The 19,211-nt window shown below is 62.5% G+C and carries 19 protein-coding genes; 11 read left to right on the forward strand and 8 right to left on the reverse strand.

Features of this window, described 5'->3' with window-relative positions:
* The first annotated feature begins 75 nt into the window (after positions 1-75).
* The 4 genes from ASD07_RS13240 to ASD07_RS13255 all read left to right on the forward strand — a co-directional run bounded on the left by ASD07_RS13240 (position 76) and on the right by ASD07_RS13255 (position 3,067).
* Complete coding sequence (locus tag ASD07_RS13240; RefSeq protein WP_055930597.1) at positions 76-468, forward strand: group II truncated hemoglobin; 393 nt, start codon at positions 76-78, stop codon at positions 466-468.
* Positions 468-1,718, forward strand: a complete 1,251-nt coding sequence (locus ASD07_RS13245) for a DNA recombination protein RmuC (protein WP_055930600.1) — start codon at positions 468-470, stop codon at positions 1,716-1,718. The genes ASD07_RS13240 and ASD07_RS13245 overlap by 1 nt, the downstream gene beginning before the upstream one ends.
* 3 nt (positions 1,719-1,721) lie before the next feature.
* Positions 1,722-2,057, forward strand: a complete 336-nt coding sequence (locus ASD07_RS13250; RefSeq protein WP_055930603.1) for a hypothetical protein — start codon at positions 1,722-1,724, stop codon at positions 2,055-2,057.
* A 68-nt stretch (positions 2,058-2,125) separates the two neighbouring features.
* On the forward strand, positions 2,126-3,067 hold the full coding sequence (locus tag ASD07_RS13255; RefSeq protein WP_055930606.1) for a substrate-binding domain-containing protein: 942 nt from the start codon (positions 2,126-2,128) through the stop codon (positions 3,065-3,067).
* Here the strand turns inward: ASD07_RS13255 and glp are convergent.
* The 4 genes from glp to ASD07_RS13275 are packed head-to-tail and all read right to left on the reverse strand — an operon-like array spanning position 3,064 to position 10,614.
* Positions 3,064-4,953 (reverse strand): gephyrin-like molybdotransferase Glp, encoded by a 1,890-nt coding sequence (gene glp / locus ASD07_RS13260; protein WP_055930609.1) that lies wholly within the window; start codon positions 4,951-4,953, stop codon positions 3,064-3,066. The two genes, ASD07_RS13255 and glp, sit on opposite strands and share 4 nt — an antisense overlap.
* A 7-nt stretch (positions 4,954-4,960) precedes the next feature.
* Complete coding sequence (gene moaA, locus ASD07_RS13265) at positions 4,961-6,073, reverse strand: GTP 3',8-cyclase MoaA (protein WP_055930612.1); 1,113 nt, start codon at positions 6,071-6,073, stop codon at positions 4,961-4,963.
* A gap of 13 nt (positions 6,074-6,086) precedes the next feature.
* Positions 6,087-7,448, reverse strand: a complete 1,362-nt coding sequence (gene chrA / locus ASD07_RS13270; RefSeq protein ID WP_055930615.1) for a chromate efflux transporter — start codon at positions 7,446-7,448, stop codon at positions 6,087-6,089.
* Positions 7,441-10,614: an Rne/Rng family ribonuclease gene (locus ASD07_RS13275; RefSeq protein WP_055930619.1), complete on the reverse strand. Its 3,174-nt coding sequence runs from the start codon at positions 10,612-10,614 to the stop codon at positions 7,441-7,443. The genes chrA and ASD07_RS13275 overlap by 8 nt, the downstream gene beginning before the upstream one ends.
* Before the next feature lie 562 nt (positions 10,615-11,176).
* On the opposite strand from ASD07_RS13275, the gene rluC reads away from it, so the two are divergent.
* The 4 genes from rluC to ASD07_RS13295 are packed head-to-tail and all read left to right on the forward strand — an operon-like array spanning position 11,177 to position 14,226.
* Complete coding sequence (rluC, locus tag ASD07_RS13280) at positions 11,177-12,196, forward strand: 23S rRNA pseudouridine(955/2504/2580) synthase RluC (protein ID WP_055930622.1); 1,020 nt, start codon at positions 11,177-11,179, stop codon at positions 12,194-12,196.
* A gap of 10 nt (positions 12,197-12,206) precedes the next feature.
* Positions 12,207-12,866, forward strand: a complete 660-nt coding sequence (locus tag ASD07_RS13285) for an HAD-IA family hydrolase (protein ID WP_055930624.1) — start codon at positions 12,207-12,209, stop codon at positions 12,864-12,866.
* Entirely contained in the window at positions 12,866-13,231 is a 366-nt protein-coding gene (locus ASD07_RS13290) for a Rieske 2Fe-2S domain-containing protein (protein ID WP_055930627.1), read from the forward strand. The genes ASD07_RS13285 and ASD07_RS13290 overlap by 1 nt, the downstream gene beginning before the upstream one ends.
* Entirely contained in the window at positions 13,228-14,226 is a 999-nt protein-coding gene (locus ASD07_RS13295) for a S49 family peptidase (protein WP_055930631.1), read from the forward strand. The genes ASD07_RS13290 and ASD07_RS13295 overlap by 4 nt, the downstream gene beginning before the upstream one ends.
* A 127-nt stretch (positions 14,227-14,353) precedes the next feature.
* On the opposite strand, the gene ASD07_RS13300 is transcribed toward ASD07_RS13295, so the two are convergent.
* On the reverse strand, positions 14,354-14,647 hold the full coding sequence (locus tag ASD07_RS13300) for a hypothetical protein (RefSeq protein WP_055930634.1): 294 nt from the start codon (positions 14,645-14,647) through the stop codon (positions 14,354-14,356).
* A 143-nt stretch (positions 14,648-14,790) separates the two neighbouring features.
* On the opposite strand from ASD07_RS13300, the gene ASD07_RS13305 reads away from it, so the two are divergent.
* Entirely contained in the window at positions 14,791-15,507 is a 717-nt protein-coding gene (locus ASD07_RS13305) for a pseudouridine synthase (protein ID WP_055930637.1), read from the forward strand.
* Here the strand turns inward: ASD07_RS13305 and ASD07_RS13310 are convergent, their stop codons facing one another.
* The 3 genes from ASD07_RS13310 to ASD07_RS13320 form a co-directional block, all read right to left on the reverse strand.
* A complete protein-coding gene (locus ASD07_RS13310; RefSeq protein WP_057245423.1) occupies positions 15,508-15,939 on the reverse strand; it encodes an EF-hand domain-containing protein in 432 nt (143 codons plus the stop codon).
* A gap of 8 nt (positions 15,940-15,947) precedes the next feature.
* Positions 15,948-16,325 (reverse strand): VOC family protein, encoded by a 378-nt coding sequence (locus ASD07_RS13315; protein ID WP_055930643.1) that lies wholly within the window; start codon positions 16,323-16,325, stop codon positions 15,948-15,950.
* A 130-nt stretch (positions 16,326-16,455) separates the two neighbouring features.
* Positions 16,456-16,857 (reverse strand): DUF2061 domain-containing protein, encoded by a 402-nt coding sequence (locus ASD07_RS13320; protein ID WP_055930646.1) that lies wholly within the window; start codon positions 16,855-16,857, stop codon positions 16,456-16,458.
* A 91-nt stretch (positions 16,858-16,948) separates the two neighbouring features.
* On the opposite strand from ASD07_RS13320, the gene ASD07_RS13325 reads away from it, so the two are divergent.
* Both ASD07_RS13325 and flhB read left to right on the forward strand, forming a co-directional pair.
* Entirely contained in the window at positions 16,949-17,980 is a 1,032-nt protein-coding gene (locus tag ASD07_RS13325) for a fumarylacetoacetate hydrolase family protein (protein WP_055930648.1), read from the forward strand.
* A gap of 81 nt (positions 17,981-18,061) precedes the next feature.
* A complete protein-coding gene (flhB, locus tag ASD07_RS13330; protein WP_055930650.1) occupies positions 18,062-19,198 on the forward strand; it encodes a flagellar biosynthesis protein FlhB in 1,137 nt (378 codons plus the stop codon).
* The last annotated feature ends 13 nt before the right edge of the window (positions 19,199-19,211 follow it).

The following is a 19,211-nucleotide window of genomic DNA, read 5'->3' on the forward strand; positions in this document are numbered from 1 at the left end:
TTTGTTGGCGCATTTTGCGCAGAATCAACACTATGCTTGATCCACATCAATACGTCCATGCGCTATCATTGCTTTATGAATGATGAAGCACGCACCCTTTACGAAGTCATCGGCGGTGAAACCATGCTGCGCGCGATGGTTGACCGTTTTTACGACCTGATGGAACTGGAGCCGGAGTTCGCCGGCATCCGCGCCATGCATCCGGCCAGCACCGACGGCTCGCGCGACAAGCTGTTCTGGTTCCTCAGCGGCTGGATGGGCGGTCCGGACCTGTTTATCGAACGCTTCGGCCACCCGCGCCTGCGCGCACGCCACCTGCCTTTCGCAGTCGGCTCCAGTGAGCGCGACCAATGGCTGCGCTGCATGGCGTGGGCGATGCAGGATGTCGGCATCGAAGAAGACCTGCGTTTGCGGCTGATGGAGTCGTTCTACCAGACCGCGGACTGGATGCGGAACAAGGCCGATTGATGGAGTTGACCATCCTGCTGGCGCTGGCCGCCGTCATCTTCGTGCTGCAAATTGTTGCGCTGCTGCGTAGCCGCGGCGGCGATGTTGCCGACCAATTGGACCGGGTCGAGCGTGAAGTGCGGCTGCAGTTGCAGGCTACCGCGCAGGCGCAGCGCCAGGAAATGGGCAATATGCTGTCGCAGTCGCACGCTGCCACCGTGCAGCAGCTGGAAACCATGCGCCGCCAGATCGAGGTCCTGACCGAATCGAATACGCGCCGCCTGCTGGAGGTGCGTGTGGCGCTGGAGACCAGGATGCGCGAGCTGCAGGCCGATAACGGCGCGCGGCTGGAGGAAATGCGCAAGACGGTCGACGAAAAACTGCATGAAACGCTGGAGACGCGCCTGACCGAATCGTTCCGCCAGGTGTCCGAACGCCTGGAGCGCGTGCACCAGGGCCTGGGCGAAATGCAGCAGCTGGCGCTGGGGGTGGGCGATTTGAAGCGCGTACTGACCAACGTGAAGACGCGCGGCACCTGGGGCGAAGTACAGCTGGAAATGCTGCTCGAGCAAATCCTCACGCCGGATCAATACGCCAAGAACGTCGAGACCATACCCGGCACCAATGCCCGCGTCGAATTCGCGCTCAAGCTGCCAGGCCAGAAAGAGGGCGGGGCGCCGGTGTGGATGCCGATCGATGCCAAGTTCCCGAAAGAACAGTACGAACGCCTGCTGGAGGCGGCCGACCGCGCCGACGCCGAAGGCGTAGCCGCCGCTGGCCGCGAGCTGGAACGCGCTGTGCGCGGCGAGGCGAAGACGATCTCTGAAAAATACGTCTCGCCGCCGATGACGACCGACTTTGCCATCCTGTTCCTGCCGACCGAAGGCTTGTACGCGGAAGTGATGCGCCGCCCTGGCCTGGCAGATGAACTGCAGCGCGTGAACCGCGTCAGCATCGCCGGTCCTTCCACGCTGACTGCGCTGCTGAACAGCCTGCAAATGGGCTTTCGCACGCTGGCGCTGGAAAAACGCTCGTCCGAAGTATGGCAAGTGCTGGGCGCCGTGAAGACCGAATTCGCGAAATTCGGCGACGTGCTTGCCGCGACCAAGACCACGCTGGAACGCGCCGCGCGCAATATCGAAAATGCCGAAGTTCGCAGCCGCCAGATGGCCCGTAAGCTGAAATCCGTCGAAGCGCTGCCCTCTGAAGAAGCCTTGCTCATGCTGGGCGCGGCGGACAACAGTGACGCAGACGCCGACAGCCCCATCTGAGTGATGAAAGCAGCCGCCCGCCTCGCGTTAGCACTGCTGTTGCCAGCTTCAGTCGGCGCGTGGGGCGGCGAACCTGAACTCCAGGCCGCAAAGCCGGCCCTGCGCGCACCCCTTGATTTAGCCCCCGCACGCGACAGTTTCGGCCGTCCGCTAGGCGCCCCGCGCCAGCAAACAGCAGTGGCGCGCGCCATGGACGAAGCGTGGAAGAAGGGCGCGTCCGAGGCCAACCTGAAAGCCTGGTCCGACGTCCTGGTCAAGTGCCAGCAAGCCACCAACCCCGCCTGGACCACCGCCCTGGTGCGCAGCGAGCCGCAGCAGGCGCACTGCTACCGTTACTGAATCGGGTGGAGATCGGATGTGGCTGAAGGCGCTCCCTGGCGCATGGCAGGGGGTAAGATAGTGAGATCATGAAAAAATGGATCTTGCTCCTGCTGAGTTATATCGCTCTGGCGGCGTGCCCGGTATCGGCCAAGGACCTGGATGTCGTCTTCATCCCCAAGTCGCGCGACCAGGTTTTCTGGACTTTCATGCGACAGGGAGTCGAGCGCGCGATGCGGGAGGACGGGCATGTTCAATTGACCTGGCGCGGCCCGGCGCACAACGACGACGTCGACTCGCAGATCGAGATCCTGCGCATCTATTCCAGAGTGGGCGTCGACGCTGTCATCATCGCCGCGACCGATCGCAGCCGCCTGGTGGCGCCGGTCGAATATGCTGCTGCGCTAGGGATCAAGGTGATTGCCGTGGATTCCGCATTGGACGGTAAGGCGCACACCAACTTCATCACCACCAACAATTTTGCGGCAGGCAGGCTGGCGGCCGAACGCCTGGCCGGCCTGCTGAACCGGCAGGGCAGTGTGGCGATCTTGCGCACCATCGAAGGCAGCGGATCCACGGAAGAGCGGGCCGAGGGCTTTATCGATTACATGAAGAAGAACGCACCGCGTATCAACATCGTGGCCGACGAATATGGCGGCGGCACACGCGGCAAAGCGGCGCGCGGCGCAGCGCTGATGCTGGAGAAACACCCTGGTCTTGACGGCATATTCGCCGTCAATGAATCGACCAGCGACGGCATGCTGCGGGCGCTGCGGCAAGCGGGTTTTGCCGGAAAGAAGAGATTCGTCGCATTCGACACCACCGACTTCCTGCTGGATGGATTGAGCAAGCAGGAAATCAACGGCTTGATGGTGCAGGACCCGCGCCAGATGGGCTATCTCTCCATGAAAGCGGCGCTGGCGGCTGCGCGGGGCGCGGCCATGAAAGACCAGACCATCCTGACCGATGCCGTCATGGTCACCCGCGACAACTACGGGAAACCGGAGATCCAGGCATTGCTGGTCCCCTAAACCAGACCGTCGAAAATGATCACGTCGACCAGGTCGCCCTCGGCCACATTGCCTTGCTCGTCGTGCAGTACCACCATGCAGTTCGCTTCCGACATCGAGCGCAGGATGCCGGAGCCTTGCGAACCGGTGATGCGCACTTCGCGCGTGCCGTCCATTGCGGTGACAATGATGCCGCGCTGGTATTCGGTGCGGCCGGGCTTCTTGCGGATCGGCTGGGCGGAGCGCACCCGCAGCAACTGGTCGCCAGGCGAGTCCGCACCCATCATGCGCAGCAGGGCGTGGCGGGCGAAGAAATAGAAGGTAACCATCACTGCCACCGGATTGCCCGGCAGGCCGAACAGATAAGCGCTGTGGCCGTTGGAGCGGATGCGGCCGAAAGCCATCGGGCGGCCGGGGCGCATGCCGATCTTCCAGAAGTGCACGTCGCCCAGCGTGGCCATGACCTGCCTGGTGTAATCGGCCGCGCCAACGGACACGCCGCCGGAAGTGATCACGGCATCGGCGCACTCGCAGGCTGTGCGCAAGGCTTCTTCGAGCGATGCCGCGTCATCTTTCACGATGCCCATGTCGACGATATCGCAGCCAAGCCGCTGCAGCATGCCGAACAGGGTGTAGCGGTTGCTGTCGTAGACGCAGCCCTCTGCCAGCGGCTCGCCGATCGAGCGCAATTCGTCGCCGGTGGAAAAGAAGGCCACGCGCAGGCGGCGCTGCACCGGCACCTCGGCCAGGCCGAGCGAAGCGAGCAGGCCCAGGTCGGCCGGGCGCAGCACCTTGCCTTGCCGCAGGGCTGGCGTGCCGGCGGCCAGGTCTTCACCCTTGAAGCGGCGGTTGTCGCCGGTGCGCACGGTGTTTGCCGCAATTGTCACGGCGACGTCGCTCAGGTCGGCCGCCAGTTCCTGCGGCAGCACCGTGTCGCAGCCCTCGGGCATGACGCCGCCGGTCATGATGCGCACGCATTCGCCAGGTCCGGGCTTCAAGGCGGACGGCCGGCCGGCGTAGGCGGTGCCGATCACCTTCAGCGTGGTATTGCCGTCGGCTTTCAGCTGGGTGCCGGCAAAGGCGAAACCGTCCATGGCGGAGTTGTCGTGCGCCGGCACGTTGATCGGTGAAATCACGTCCGCCGCCAGTACGCGGTCCAGGGCACTGCGCAGCGCGACTTTCTCGATGCCGCGCAGCGGCTGGATGAAGTCGCGGATGATGCGCTGCGCGGTGCGCACCGGCAGCGCGTCCGGATCGTAACCGGACAGGCAGCTGGCCACGTCTTTCAGCGAAGGGTTGGCGGCGGCATCTTCCTCATTCTGCAATTCGGCCAGCGTATTGATGTTGCGGAAGGCCGCAGCGTCGTTGAACAGCACTTCGGCCACCTTGATCGACTTGTACCAGCCATCCATCTTGCGCGAGCCGGACTGCAGGTAGTCGTCCAGCGCGGGCAGGGCGCTCTTGCGTACCAGGCAGAATACGGGATGCAGTTGCGTGCGTGTTTTGCCGTCTTCGCCGGTTTCCAGCGTCGACGCCACGGCGAGGTCGGCGCCTTGCGCATTCAGTGCGTCGTACAGGCGCTGCGCCAGGTCCGCCGGCAGGAAGGGGGAGTCGCATGGGGCTGTCAGCAGCAGGTCGGTCGCGCAATGGCGCAGTCCGGTTTGCAGTCCGGCCAGCGGGCCTTCGTAGCCTTCCAGTTCGTCCGGCAGCACTTCCACGCCAAGTGCACTGTAGGCGCCGAGGTTGCGGTTGGCGTTGATGGTCACGCTGGCTACTTGGGGCGCAAGCCGCTGCAGCACCTGGGAGGCAAGCGTGCCGCCGCGGAACGGCTGCAAGCCCTTGTCGACGCGGCCCATGCGGGTGCCGCGTCCGCCTGCCAGGATCAATGCACTGATGTTTTGTCCCATCGCCGGCTCAACCCCCAATATATGACATTTCGACTTTGCGGCCGGCGCCCGGCGCCAGGCCTTCGGTGTTGATGGTGCGCAGTTCTGAATAGCGGTCGGCGCGCACGCTCCACAGCGCGCCGATGGCGGACGAGATTTCCGCGTCGCTGCGGCCTTCGCGCACCAGGGCGCGCAGGTCGTGGCCGCGCGAGGCGAACAGGCAGGTGTAGAGTTTGCCCTCGGTCGACAGGCGCGCACGCGAGCAATCCTTGCAGAAGGCCTGCGTCACGCTGGAGATTACGCCGATCTCGCCGCCGCCGTCCGCATAGCGCCAGCGCTCGGCCGTTTCGCCGCTGTAGTTCGGATCGACGGGGAGCAGCGGCATATCGGCGCCAATCATGCGCACGAGCTCCGCCGATGGCACCACGTCGTGCATGTTCCAGCCGTTCGACGTGCCGACGTCCATGAATTCTATGAAGCGCAAGATGACGGGCGACCCTTTGAAATGGCGTGCCATCGGCAGGATCTCCTGCTCGTTCATGCCGCGCTTGACCACCATGTTTACCTTGACCGGGCCCAGGCCGACACTGTGCGCCACGTCGATCCCGTGCAGCACGTCTTCCACTGCGAAGTCGACATCGTTCATGCGCTTGAACGTGGCGTCGTCCAGCGCGTCGAGCGAGACGGTCACACGCTGCAGGCCGGCGTCTTTCAGCGACCGGGCTTTGCGGGCCAGCAGGGAGCCATTGGTGGTCAGGGTCAGGTCGAGCGGTTTGCCGCTCACGGTGCGCAGTTCGGCCAGCATGCCGACCAGCCGCTCAAGGTCTTTGCGCAATAGCGGTTCACCGCCGGTCAGGCGGATCTTTTCGACGCCGTGTTCGACAAACAGGCGGGCAAGGCGCGTGATCTCTTCAAACGTCAGCAGGGCGTTGTGCGGCAGGTACTGGTAGTCCTTGTCGAACACTTCCTTCGGCATGCAGTAGACGCAGCGGAAGTTGCAGCGGTCGGTGATGGAAATGCGCAGGTCGTGCAGCGGACGGGCGAAGCTGTCCAACAGGCTGCCGGTGGGCGCCATTAATGTTGCCGGGATGGCCGGCGCCTGGCTGCGGCCATCATTCAGGAGGATGATTTTTTCGGTCATGCTGGGTGTGCGGTTACACCCGGTACGATAGCACGACGCCAGCAATTGCACAGGCTAGTAATACGCGGATTGTTCCTTGCTTGTACTGCATCAAGGCGATGGCGGCGGCAGCGGCGATTGCCACGGCCGGCCATTCCCAGCGGTTGGCCGGATAGAACACGTGGACGCCGAAAAATAGTGCCAGGCTGGCAATGACGCCCACCACGGCGGCGGAAATGGCGGTCAGCGGCGCGGTCATGCGGATATTGCCGCGCGTGGATTCGACCAGCGGGCCGCCGGCCAGGATGAAGACGAACGAAGGGACAAAGGTGAACCAGGCCGCCACGGTGGCGCCCAGCACGCCTGCCAGGGCGGGATGGCCGGCAATCGCCTCCTGCGTCCAGGCGCCGACAAAGCCGACAAAGGCGACCACCATGATCAGCGGGCCGGGCGTGGTTTCGCCCAGGGCCAGGCCGTCTACCATCTGGGCCGCTGTCAGCCACTGGAAATGCTCGACGCCACCCTGGTAGACGTAGGGCAGCACGGCGTAAGCCCCGCCAAAGGTCATCATGGCGGCCTTGGTAAAGAACCAGCCCATTTGCGCTAGCGGTTTGTCGACGCCGAATATCCAGGCCAGCAGCAGCCAGCCAGCCGCCATCAATGCGCTGCCGGCGCCGGCGACGCGGGCCAGTGCGGCCCAGCTGAAGCGGGCGTGCTGCGGGGTTGGCGTGTCATCGTCGATCAGGGCGGCGGCATGCGCGCCTTGCGTTGCGGCCGGGCCGTGCGCGGCGCCGCCCAGCGCGAACAGGTCCGGGCGCAGGCGGCCGCCCAGCCAGCCCAGCAGGGCAGCCGTGGCGACGATGGCAGGGAAGGGCAGCTTGATGAAGCTGATGGCAGTGAAGGCGCCCAGTGCGATCACCAGCAGCGGGCGATTGCGCAGCGTGCGTTTGCCAATGCGCCAGGCCGCGGCCAGCACGATGGCAACGACGGCCGGCTTCATGCCGTACAGGATGCCGGCGATGGCGGGCAGGCTGCCATAGGCCATGTAGGCCCAGGACAGGCCGATCAGCAGTAAAAGTGAAGGAAGTACGAAAAGCACGCCGGCAAGGATGCCGCCCAGGGTGCGGTGCATCAGCCAGCCGATGTAGATGGCAAGCTGCGTGGCCTCGGGGCCGGGCAGCAGCATGCAGTAGTTCAGGGCGTGCAGGAAGCGCTGTTCGGAGATCCAGCGCCGGCGCTCAACCAGTTCGGCATGCATCAGGGCGATCTGGCCAGCCGGGCCGCCGAAGCTGATGAAGCCCAATTTGAGCCAGTACAGGAAGGCTTCCGACAATGGGACATGAAAAAGGGAAGCGCTCGGCTTCCCTTTTTCGTCAGTGCCAGGCTGCTTAGCCATTCACCTTGGTTTCAACCTGCACCAGCGGCTCGCTGGCGACAGCTTCCTGCGGCTTGCGCTCGCGAGGCACGCGGATCGGCTGGGAGGTGGCGGCTGCGGCGGCCGCCTCCTGCGCGGCACGCGCCTTGGCCGGGTCGGTCACTGCCATCGACAGGCCGGCAGCGGCCAGCATGGCGTTGACGTCAGCCTTGGCTGCGGCCGGCGCTGGCGCCGGAGCAGCTACAGGAGCTGGCGCCGGGGCAGCTACAGGAGCTGGCGCTGGGGCAACTGGCGCTGGCGCAACTGGGGCTGGCGCTGGCGCAGCAGCAACCGGAGCGGCCGCTGGCTCGACCACGTCGGCAGCGACTTCTTCCGCGGTTGCCGGTTCGGCGACTGCCTGAGCGGCATCCGCGAACGGCAGCACGCCTTGTGGCGAAGCTGGAGCAGCTGCAACAGCTTCCACTTCGACCGGTTCCGCAGCTGCCGGCGCGGCAACTGGCAGGTCCACAGCGGCTGGCGGCACTGGAGCGGCAACCACTGGTGCTGCCTCGGCTGGCGCTGCCTCGACTGGCGCCGCGGCGGCAGCAGTGGCAACCGGCGCGGCACCAACTGGCTCGGCAACCACGGGAGCTTCGACAGCCGCGGTAGCCACAGCTTGAGCGGCGGCGCCTTCGGCAGCAGCGGCGCTGGCAGCCTCGGTCGATGCCGGTTCCACAGCGATGGCAGCAGGCGCTGCATCGGCAACAAGCGGAGCCGCGGCCGGGGCAACAACGCCTTCATCTGGAGCAACGGTGAACGTTGCCTCGGTTGCGCCTTCGGCGCCTTCGGCACCGTCCACGCCGTCCATGCCCTCGGCGCCTTCACGTTCACGACGGTTGCGGTTACGGCCACCGCGGCGGCGGCGGCGGCGCGGCTCATCGCCACCTTCCGCACCGTCTGCGTCTTCGCCCTCTGGGCCGGTGTTGGCGACAGCTTTCACCAGTACCGGCGTGTCAGGCGCGCCGGAGCCGGTGCCAACCGGACCCACGCCGGCTGCAGCCAGTGCCAATTCCTCGGCCTTGGCCTCGGCCGCAACAGGTTTCTCAGCGCGTGGCTCACGCGGCTGGCGTGGCTGGCGTGGTTCACGCGGCTCGCGCTCGGCTCGCTGGCCTTGGGCCTGGGCTGCCTCGGCGCCTTCGCGCTGTTCACGTGGCTCGCGCGGTTCGCGCGGCTGGCGTGGTTCACGCGTTTCGCGCGGCTCGCGCTGTTCGCGTGGCTTGCGCGCTTCTGCGGCCGGTTTTGCTTCCTCGGCGCCTGGACGGGAACCTGGCTCGCGGTCTTCGCGTTCACCACGGCCGCCTTTACCGCCGCGGTTGCGGCCACGCTGGCCGCGGTCCTTGCGGTCGCCGCGTTCGGCGTTGGCTGGTGCTTTGGTGACGATGACCGGTGCTTTCGGCTGCGCTGGCTCTTCCTTGTCACCACCGGTGAAGAAGGAGATCAGCTTGGCGAAGAAGCCTTTTTCTGCCGGCGCTGCGACGGCGGCAGCACGTGGCGCGGCAGCTGGCTTGGCAGCTTCCGGCTTGTGTTCCACCAGCGGTGCTGGTTGCTCCGGAGTAATGGTCTTGACGACGGCTTCCTGGCGCGGCTTGGCTTCTTCCTTGTGGCGCTTGGAGAACGACATGTCGGTCTCGGCAGCTTCGGCCATGGTGTAGGAGGCAGCGTGGTCTTCCAGGCGTGGATCGTCGTGCTTGATGCGTTCCAGCTTGTAATGCGGGGTTTCCAGGTGCTTGTTCGGGATCAGGATCACGGTGATGCGGTGACGGGTCTCGATCTTCAGCACTTCGCCGCGCTTCTCGTTCAGCAGGAAGGCAGCCACGTCGACTGGCACCTGGACGTGGATCGCGGCGGAATTTTCCTTCATCGCCTCTTCCTGGATGATGCGCAGCACCTGCAGGGCGGACGATTCGGTATCGCGGATGTGGCCGGTGCCCGAGCAGCGCGGGCAAGTCACGTGCGAACCTTCCGACAGGGAAGGGCGCAGGCGCTGGCGCGACAGTTCCATCAGGCCGAAGCGGGAAATCTTGCCCATCTGGACGCGCGCACGGTCGTGGTGCAGGGCGTCTTTCAGGCGCTGTTCCACTTCGCGCTGGTTCTTCGACACTTCCATGTCGATGAAGTCGATCACGATCAGGCCGCCCAGGTCGCGCAGGCGCAGCTGGCGCGCCACTTCGTCGGCGGCTTCGCAGTTGGTGTGGAAGGCGGTGGTTTCGATGTCCGAGCCGCGGGTGGCGCGGGCCGAGTTGACGTCGATCGAGACCAGGGCTTCGGTATGGTCGATCACGATGGCGCCGCCGGATGGCAGCGGCACGGTACGCGAGTACGCGGTTTCGATCTGGTGTTCGATCTGGAAGCGGGAGAACAGCGGCACGTCGTCGCTGTAGCGCTTCACGCGATGCACCATGTCCGGCATCACGTGCGACATGAACTGGTGCGCCTGTTCGTAGATCTCGTCGGTGTCGATCAGGATCTCGCCGATATCAGGCTGGAAGTAGTCGCGGATGGCGCGGATCACCAGGGACGATTCCTGGTAGATCAGGAAGGCGCCGTTGGCTGCCTTGGAGGCGCCTTCGATGGCGCGCCACAGTTGCATCAGGTAGTTCAAGTCCCACTGCAGCTCTTCCACGGTACGGCCGATGCCGGCGGTACGGGCAATCACCGACATGCCTTGCGGCAGGTCCAGCTTGTCCATGGTTTCGCGCAGTTCCTGGCGTTCTTCGCCTTCCACCCGGCGCGAGACACCGCCACCGCGCGGGTTGTTCGGCATCAGCACCAGGTAGCGGCCAGCCAGCGAAATAAAGGAGGTCAGTGCCGCGCCTTTATTGCCGCGCTCTTCCTTCTCCACCTGGACCATGATTTCCTGGCCTTCGCGCAGTGCTTCCTTGACGGATGCATTGCGCACGTCGACGCCTTCGCGGAAATAGGTGCGGGCAACTTCTTTAAAGGGGAGGAAGCCGTGGCGGTCTTCGCCGTAGCTGACGAAGCAAGCTTCGAGGGAGGGTTCGATTCGAGTGATGACGCCTTTGTAGATATTGGACTTGCGCTGCTCTCGTCCGGCGGTCTCGATGTCGATGTCGATCAACTTTTGACCGTCGACAATTGCTACGCGCAGCTCTTCTTGCTGCGTAGCATTAAACAACATGCGTTTCATTTTTATTAACTCCGCGACCCTTGGGCCATGTCAAAGCCGCCTCCGTGGAGACGGCGAAGTACAAGGATATACGCGTGAATTAAGGAGGCTGTAGGGGGAAATGCCTCGTCATGCGGCAGGCGCGAAGCGCTGCCGCCGCATTGGGCGCATGAAGCAAATCGTCATGCCGAGTTTGCGCACTGCGTGCAACATCATCCAACGGCCCGAGCGTTGCCGGGTGGCGGGAGAATGCAGGCGTGCGCACATCGTCGGGCCAGGACATCTTGTATGGTGCCTTGGCGAAACGGCAAGCGTAATCCACTTCATCAACCAGCGAGCAACGACTGTAGTGCTTGCTCGCCGGACTTATCCTAACAATCCAGCCAGTCTAATTCAGCACACGGGCGCTCGAGCCGATGGCAACAATGGTTGCGACCCTGATCGGCGCACGAATGTGCGTATACAATTTTTTCTACCGAATTTGCGTTTGGCGAGGCCAGTAGATACGCCCCTGTGTAAAATGTACGTTTAATTCTTTACACATGCAGCAGATAAACTGCGGCATAACGATTATATATTCAAAATGAAGGACTTAGAGAGAAATTCTGGGAAGCCCGGCCAAAACAAGTCGCAAAAAGCCGATTCCGCTTCCCCCCAACAGGTCCTGCCGCAAGCACAATTCGTGACGATCACTGAAGAAGAGGCCGGTCAGCGGATCGATAACTACCTGTTGCGTGTTTGCAAAGGTGTGCCGAAGAGCCACATCTATCGTATCCTGCGCTCGGGTGAAGTGCGGGTCAACAAAGGCCGCATCGACCAGTTGTACCGCCTGAATGACGGCGACCTGGTCCGCATTCCACCAATTCGAATTGCTGAAAAGCAAGAAGTCATTGTCCCTGCCGCCGAGTTCGAAGTCATTTTCGAAGACGCCAACTTGCTGGTGATTAACAAGCCCTGCGGCGTTGCCGTGCATGGCGGTTCCGGCGTCTCGTTTGGCGTCATCGAGCAACTGCGCGCTGCCCGCCCGGACGCCAAGTTCCTGGAGCTGGTGCACCGCCTCGACCGGGAAACTTCCGGCCTGCTGCTGATCGCCAAGAAGCGTACGGCCTTGACCAACCTGCATGACCAGATGCGCGACGGCCTGACCGACAAGCGCTACCTGGCCCTGGCCGTGGGCGACTGGAAGAACAAGCGCCAGCACGTCAAGCTGGCTTTGCATAAATTCACGCTGGCGGATGGCGAGCGGCGGGTGCGGGTACAAGCCGATGGACAGGCTTCGCACACGGTATTCAGCCTGCTGCAGAAATTCGAAGGCTTTGCCCTGCTGGAGGCCGAGCTGAAGACCGGGCGCACCCACCAGATTCGCGTTCATCTGCAATCTTCGGGCTTCCCTATCGCAGGTGACGATAAATACGGCGATTTCGCGCTCAACAAGGCGCTGCAGAAAGCGACTGAAACACGTGGTGCGCTGAAACGCATGTTCCTGCACGCCCACCAGATTACGTTTACCCATCCGGAAACGGGCAAGCAAATGACCCTGAATGCGCCTTTGGCCGCCGAATGCCAGCGATTCTTGGTAAGCTTGGGGAAACCATTGAATTGAGAAAAAAATAATGCCGCGTAAGCAATTTGACCTGATCGTCTTCGATTGGGATGGCACGCTCATGGACAGCACCGCCACCATCGTGAAATGCATCCAGGCCGCCGCCAGGGACCTGGCCCTGCCCATCCCCAGCCGGGAGCAGGCAGCCCATGTCATTGGCCTGGGCTTGGGCGAAGCCATGCAAGTGGCGATGCCCGGCCTCGACCCCAAGGTCTATCCGCGCATGATTGAGCGCTACCGCTATCACTACCTGGCAAAAGACCACGAACTGACCTTGTTCGATGGTGTGCCTGAAATGTTGCAGGATTTGTCGCAGCAAGGCTTCTTCCTCGCCGTTGCCACCGGCAAGAGTCGCGTAGGCCTGAACCGCGCGCTCAATGCGGCAGGGCTGCTGTCGACCTTCGATGCGACGCGTTGCGCTGACGAAACGTTTTCCAAGCCACATCCCGCGATGCTGCAGGAACTGACGCGCGAACTGGGCCAGGATTTGCGTCGCACCGTCATGATTGGCGACACCACACACGACCTCATGATGGCGCAAAATGCGGGATCATCGGGCATCGCCGTCGAATATGGCGCCCATCCGCTGGAGCAACTGTCTGCCTGCAACCCGGTGTTCTCGGCGCGCACAGTGCCGCAGCTGCACCAGTGGCTGAATGAGTATGCGTGATGGATGCTGAAGTCCTGGTGTGCGCTGCCGACTTGCTGCTGGAGGGTGGCAAAGGCATCCGCTTCCCGCTGCGCGCCGGCGGCGAAGACACCACCGGCTTTGTGGTGCGCTACGGCGGCAAGGTGTATGGCTACCTGAACCGCTGCGCCCATGTGCCGATTGAACTGGACTGGGCCGAGGGTGAGTTCTTCGAATCGAGCGGCCTTTATATCATGTGCTCCACGCACGGCGCCATTTATATGCCGGAAAATGGCCAGTGCGCCGGCGGCCCATGCCGCGGCGGCCGCCTGCGCCCGATTGCCGTGACTGAACGCGATGAAAACATTTACTGGCAGCCTGACGACTATGTTCGCCCACGACCATGAGTGATAACAACGACAACAATAACAGCCAGCCGGCCGCGCCAGCCGAGAACCCGCCCATCAAGTGGGAGCGCGAGGTGCTGGAAAAGCTGGTGTTCGCCACGCTGAAAGAACAACGCGCCAACCGCCGCTGGAGCATCTTCTTCAAGGTGTCGACCTTGGCCATCATTTTCTTCGCCCTGGCCAGCTACTTTGGCGTCAACCTGATGGGCGGCGACGCCGAGGCCCTTGGCCGCCATACTGCCTTGATCGAAATCGAGGGCAGCATCGAAGCCGAAGGCAGCGGCGCTGCCGACGTCGTCATTCCCGCACTGAATAAGGCCTTCTCGGACACCGGCTCGGTCGCCATCGTCCTGCACATCAGCAGTCCGGGCGGTAGCGCCGTCCAGGCCGGCATGATCGTGGACGAAATCCGCCGCCTGCGCCACGGCTATCCGCAAAAGCCGCTGTATGTGGTGGTCGATGAAATATGTGCCTCGGGCGGCTATTACATCGCGTCCGCCGCCGACCGCATCTACGTCAACAAGGCCAGCATCATCGGCTCGATCGGGGTCCTAATGGACGGCTTCGGGTTTACCGGCACCATGGAAAAGCTGGGCGTCGAACGGCGCCTGCTGACCGCTGGCGAGAACAAGGGCTTCATGGACCCGTTCAGCCCACAGTCGGAAAAGCAGAAGCAGCATGCCCAGACCATGCTGAAAGAAATCCACGCGCAATTCATCGAGGTGGTGCGTACCGGCCGTGGCAAGCGGCTGAAGGAAACGCCCGACATGTTCTCCGGCCTCTACTGGACTGGCGCGCGCGCCATCGAGATGGGCCTGGCCGATGACCTGGGCAGCGTGGACAGCGTGGCGCGCGACGTGGTGAAAGCAGAAGACATTGTCGACTATACCCAGCATGAGAACCTGCCTGAGCGCGTGCTGAAGAAGTTTGGTGCTGCCGTTGGTTATGGCGCGATCAAGGCCGCTGCAGACGCGGCCAAGCCTAGCTTGCGCTAGGCTGCGGCCGCGAATGGCTCAGCAATTAACATTGGCATTTTTGCTTGCCATTTCCCCGACGTGGACTATATTGACGGTGTAGTTCGATTCAAGGGGAGGGCGATCAGCAATCAAATCTTGAGGCAGACTACGCAGCCGCATTACGGATGCGGACTTGAGTGAATTCACATTCCTCGTCACTGTCTCTTTGGGAGGCAAGAGAACGGCGGCCCCTGGCCGCTGTTTTCGTTTCTGCGTCGAGGTCTTCGGTGGAAAAACCGCCTTGTACCAGCCACTCCAGCAATTCCGTTTCCTGCTGGCGCCGCCACAATGCTTGCGGCATAACGCCAGCCTGGCCGCTCCAGCGCGCTACAGCCAATTTGGTTTCCAGAGAAGCGGCATGGGCCTGTGCCAACGACCTACGGTTGATATAGAGCTTCATTGCTGAGATCTCCCAAAGAAATTCCTATAGCCCAGTCAGCAGATTCCTAATGCTATTTAAGTGTACCAACTCGACTGTCACGCCCTTTGATCTGCATCAATAGGGAGGCTTGCGGTAGCGTAAATCCGGTAAAATTCCGCCCCATGAGTAAATTATCCCTCGACCGAATCCTGCAGTCGCAAGGCTTCGGCACCCGTAAATACTGCCGCGCGCTGATTGAAGACCGTGACGTTTCCATCGGCGGCGAAGTGCAGGACAACTATAAAGCGACTATCGAAACCAACGGCCTGGTGCTGGAAGTGTTCGGCGAAGAGTGGGTTTATCGCGAACATCTCTATATTGCACTGTACAAGCCTTCCGACTACGAATGCTCCCGCAAGCCCAGCCATCATCCTGGTGTGCTGACCTTGCTTCCTGAGCAATTCACCTGGCGCGAAGTGCAACCGGTCGGCCGGCTCGACCACGACACCACCGGCATGCTGCTGATGTCCGACGACGGCCCGTTCATCCACGCCCAGTCTTCGCCCAAGCGCCATGTGCCCAAGGTCTATCTGGCCACCACGGCGGAACCGGTAAGCGATGAGCTGGTGGCACAGATGCTGGCCGGCGTGCAGCTGCACGATGAGCCGGCCCCGCTGGCCGCTGTCACCTGCATCAAGCGCGGTGAAAACCTGCTGGAGATCGTGCTGGAGCAGGGCAAATACCACCAGGTCAAGCGCATGCTGGCTGCTGCCGGCAATCACTGTTCCGCGCTGCATCGTTCCGCCATCGGCCAACTGCAACTCGACGCTCTCGGCCTGCAGGAAGGCGAATGGTGCTATCTCACACCTGAACAGCTTGCGCTGCTGGCGCCGGCCTGATTACGGCTTCTTCATCATGGCCGCGTGTCCAGCGGCCATCTCCTGCTTGCCCAGGAAGCCGTCCTTGTCGGTATCCATTTTTGCGAACATGGATGCCGACGCTTTGCTGTGCTCTTCGGCTGTGAGCACGCCGTCCCCGTCGGAATCGACAGCCTTGATTTTCTCGGCCGCCGGCATATCGTTCTTCTTCGCCGCCTGGCCAGTGATCGCCTGGTGGGCCGCAGCCATTTCCGCGGCGCTCACCTTGCCATCCTGATTGGCGTCCATCTTCCCGAACATCTGCCTGGCCGCGGCTGCATGCTCGGTTGTGGACACTTTGCCGTCACGGTCGGCATCCATCGAAGCGAATTCCTTTTCCACATCCGGCGGGGCCGCCAGCAACCGGCCTGAAAGAAGCGCGCCAACAATCAAGGGAAGTGCTTTCGGATTCATATGGCCTCCTATCCGTTCACAATGCTGAGGATGTTGCCGTCGACATCGCTGAACCATGCGACGCTCATTCGGTCGCCGCGGTGGATGTCGCCTTCGAGCTTCAGGCCGGGCATGTCGTAGTGTTCGAACTTGACGCCGTCTGCCTTCAAGCGCGCTGCGATCGCTTCCAGTTCGCTCCCTACGTTCCACATAAGGCAAGTCGCCTTGTTGCTGCCCGCATATGGCGAGTGATAGACATTAATCCTTGTCGCGCCACTGCGGAAAAACAGCACTTCCCGTTCCGGGCTGTCGAGCTTTTCAAGTCCAAGAACTTCGCCATAGAACCTGGCGGCCGCAGCCAGGTCTTTCACCGCGATCATTGCAATCGCATCTTTGTCGGCAAGCATGAATGTCCCCTGTTCCCTGATGTGGGGAGACTAGGCCGCATGGGAGTTCGTGTCGGTTAGTTGTCGCACACCGGCCAGGGGCGCGAAACGAAGGGGCGGAGGGCTCTTTGGCCGGACGGTGAAGTACTGCTCAGGCGGAAGCATGGGCGCGACGCAGCACATGGCGGTCAAACAGGCGGTCGTGGAACGGCAGGGCAATCACGTTGATGATCGGTTCCAGCACAGCAGCCAGGCCGCCGAAGGCGAGCGAGCCGGTAGCGGCGTATAGCGTGGCAAACGCAATCAGCGCATGCATCATGGTTTGCGAGACCTTTTCTGCCGCGATAAGCGCTCGCCGGCGCGCATTGAAGTGCATCCGTAATGTGTGCCAGCCGCGCTCATGGAATGGCAGCAGCGCGACGTTGATCACCGGCTCCAGCACGGCAGCCAGGCCGCCGAATGCCAGCGAGCCGGTCAGCACGTACATCAGGCCGAACGCAATCCCCATGTGGGTGCTTGCCTGGCTCATTTTCTTCGCTGCGATTGCTGCCATGGTCGAAATCCTTTCTGCTTGAGTCAAATGGTAATGATTCGTATCTAAGAGGTAAAATTGATTATCTCTACCGATTCGATAGCATTCCCATATGAAACTCGCCACCCTTAAAGACGGCACCCGCGATGGCCAGCTGGTCGTCGTCTCCCGCGACCTGAAGACCGCCGTGGTCGCCGATGGCATTGCCCGCAGCTTGCAGCGCGCGCTCGATGACTGGGCTTTCATCTCGCCCCAGCTCGATGACCTGTACCGCCAGCTTAACGAGGGCAAGGCGCGCCGCAGCTTCGACTTCGAACCCGCGAACTGCATGGCCCCGCTGCCGCGCGCCTACCAGTGGGCCGACGGTTCCGCCTACGTCAACCACGTTGAGCTGGTGCGCAAGGCGCGCAACGCGGAAATGCCGGCCTCGTTCTGGGAAGATCCGCTGATGTACCAGGGCGGCAGCGATGATTTCATCGGCCCCTGCGACGACATCGAGTTGAAGCATGAGGAATGGGGCATCGATTTCGAGTCGGAAATCGCAGTCATTACCGACGACGTGCCGATGGGCGCTGCGCCGGACCTGGCCTTCCAGCAGATCCGCCTGCTGCTGCTGGTCAATGACGTTTCCCTGCGTAACCTGATCCCGGAAGAACTGGCGAAGGGCTTCGGCTTCTTCCAGTCCAAGCCGGCCAGCAGCTTCTCCCCGGTAGCCGTCACGCCGGACGAATTGGGCGATGCCTGGAAGGATGCCAAGGTGCACCTGCCACTGCGTTCCACCTGGAACGGCAAGCTGGTGGGCCAGCCGAATGCCGGCGTCGACATGGTCTTCAACTTCGCCCAGTTGATCTCGCACCTTGTGAAAACCCGCAACGCGCGCGCCGGCACCATCGTCGGCTCCGGCACTGTATCGAATAAGGATGTGAAAAAGGGCTACTCCTGTATCGCCGAAAAGCGCTGCCTGGAGATGATTGCCAATGGTAAAACGACAACTTCCTTCATGTCCTTCGGCGACACCATCAAGATCGAGATGCTGGATGCGGACGGCAAGTCCATTTTCGGCGCCATCGACCAGCAGGTCTGGCAGCTGGGCCGTCCGAAGACCGTACCAGAGGCCGCGACCACCGCCGACGGGGCCGAGTAAGGCCGGTTTTCCCCGCTTTTTCCAGCGATAGCTCTTGCCCGGCCGCAGCGATAATGGCACGGTCGATAACAGGAGCGGTCAATGGCTGAAGACAGCGAAGCCGAGAAAACAGAACCCGCGTCACAGAGGCGCCTCGAGCAGGCGCGTGAAGAAGGGGACGTACCCAGGTCGCGCGAAGTCGCGACCTTTACCGTTCTCATGGCAGCGGGGGCCGGTCTGTGGATGACCGGTTCCGGCCTGGTGCGCGAATTGAGCCGCAGCCTCACCTCGGGGCTGTCGCTGACGCGCGAGCAAGTGTTCAATCCTGATGTCCTGGTGAACCGCATCCTGGTCGATGTGGTGCAGGTCATGCTGGCCTGCCTGCCGATCGCCGTCGCCGTGATGGTGGTGGCGCTGGCGTCGCCGCTGCTGGTCGGTGGCTGGCTGTTCTCGGCCAAGGCCTTTACCCCGAATTTCATGAAGCTGAATCCCATCACGGGCATCGGCAATATGTTTTCCACAAACTCGCTGGTGGAACTGCTCAAGGCCATCGTCAAGTCCATCGTGGTGGGCGTGGTGGCGTATATGGTCATTTCGCGCCAGCAGCAGGAGGCGATCGGCCTGATGGTGGAGCCGCTGCACGCCGGCAGCACGCACGTGATGAATATGCTGGGCTTCAGCTTTATCGTGATCGTCGGTGCACTGGGCTTTATCGCCCTGATCGACGCGCCGTACCAGATGTGGCATTACGCGAACAAGCTGAAGATGACGCGCCAGGAGCTGATCCAGGAGTCCAAGGAGTCGGACGGCAACCCGCAGATCAAGGGCAAGATCCGCCAACTGCAGCGCGACATGGCGAAGAAACGCATGATGCAGGAAGTGCCGACCGCCGACGTCGTGGTGACCAACCCGAGCCATTATGCGGTGGCGCTGAAGTACGCCGAAGGCGGGCAGGGCGCGCCACGCGTGGTGGCCAAGGGTACCGACCAGGTGGCGGCCAGGATCCGCGAACTGGCGAAAGAGCACCGCGTCGCCATCCTGGAAGCGCCGCCGCTGGCGCGTGCGCTGCACAAGCATACCGAAATCGGCGACGAAATCCCGCCGCGCCTGTACGCCGCCGTGGCGGAAGTATTGGCTTATGTATACCAGATCAAGGCCTATCGTCCAGGCCTGCGTTACCCGGATCGTCCAACCAGGCTCGATGTGCCGGACGATATGGATCCACTGAACAAGAAATAAACGGAGCAAAAGA

The organism is Duganella sp. Root336D2 (assembly GCF_001425005.1).
Lineage (GTDB): Bacteria > Pseudomonadota > Gammaproteobacteria > Burkholderiales > Burkholderiaceae_D > Rugamonas.

Coding starts and splice junctions, on each gene's coding strand:
- ASD07_RS13245 (WP_055930600.1), top strand. CDS start 468: ATGGAGTTGACCATCCTGCTGGCGCTGGCCGCCGTCATCTTCGTGCTG.
- ASD07_RS13305 (WP_055930637.1), top strand. CDS start 14,791: ATGAGTAAATTATCCCTCGACCGAATCCTGCAGTCGCAAGGCTTCGGC.
- ASD07_RS13295 (WP_055930631.1), top strand. CDS start 13,228: ATGAGTGATAACAACGACAACAATAACAGCCAGCCGGCCGCGCCAGCC.
- ASD07_RS13290 (WP_055930627.1), top strand. CDS start 12,866: ATGGATGCTGAAGTCCTGGTGTGCGCTGCCGACTTGCTGCTGGAGGGT.
- flhB (WP_055930650.1), top strand. CDS start 18,062: ATGGCTGAAGACAGCGAAGCCGAGAAAACAGAACCCGCGTCACAGAGG.
- ASD07_RS13255 (WP_055930606.1), top strand. CDS start 2,126: ATGAAAAAATGGATCTTGCTCCTGCTGAGTTATATCGCTCTGGCGGCG.
- ASD07_RS13275 (WP_055930619.1), bottom strand. CDS start 10,614: ATGAAACGCATGTTGTTTAATGCTACGCAGCAAGAAGAGCTGCGCGTA.
- ASD07_RS13285 (WP_055930624.1), top strand. CDS start 12,207: ATGCCGCGTAAGCAATTTGACCTGATCGTCTTCGATTGGGATGGCACG.
- glp (WP_055930609.1), bottom strand. CDS start 4,953: ATGGGACAAAACATCAGTGCATTGATCCTGGCAGGCGGACGCGGCACC.
- ASD07_RS13240 (WP_055930597.1), top strand. CDS start 76: ATGAATGATGAAGCACGCACCCTTTACGAAGTCATCGGCGGTGAAACC.
- ASD07_RS13300 (WP_055930634.1), bottom strand. CDS start 14,647: ATGAAGCTCTATATCAACCGTAGGTCGTTGGCACAGGCCCATGCCGCT.
- ASD07_RS13325 (WP_055930648.1), top strand. CDS start 16,949: ATGAAACTCGCCACCCTTAAAGACGGCACCCGCGATGGCCAGCTGGTC.
- moaA (WP_055930612.1), bottom strand. CDS start 6,073: ATGACCGAAAAAATCATCCTCCTGAATGATGGCCGCAGCCAGGCGCCG.
- ASD07_RS13320 (WP_055930646.1), bottom strand. CDS start 16,857: ATGGCAGCAATCGCAGCGAAGAAAATGAGCCAGGCAAGCACCCACATG.
- rluC (WP_055930622.1), top strand. CDS start 11,177: ATGAAGGACTTAGAGAGAAATTCTGGGAAGCCCGGCCAAAACAAGTCG.
- chrA (WP_055930615.1), bottom strand. CDS start 7,448: ATGGCTAAGCAGCCTGGCACTGACGAAAAAGGGAAGCCGAGCGCTTCC.
- ASD07_RS13315 (WP_055930643.1), bottom strand. CDS start 16,325: ATGCTTGCCGACAAAGATGCGATTGCAATGATCGCGGTGAAAGACCTG.
- ASD07_RS13310 (WP_057245423.1), bottom strand. CDS start 15,939: ATGAATCCGAAAGCACTTCCCTTGATTGTTGGCGCGCTTCTTTCAGGC.
- ASD07_RS13250 (WP_055930603.1), top strand. CDS start 1,722: ATGAAAGCAGCCGCCCGCCTCGCGTTAGCACTGCTGTTGCCAGCTTCA.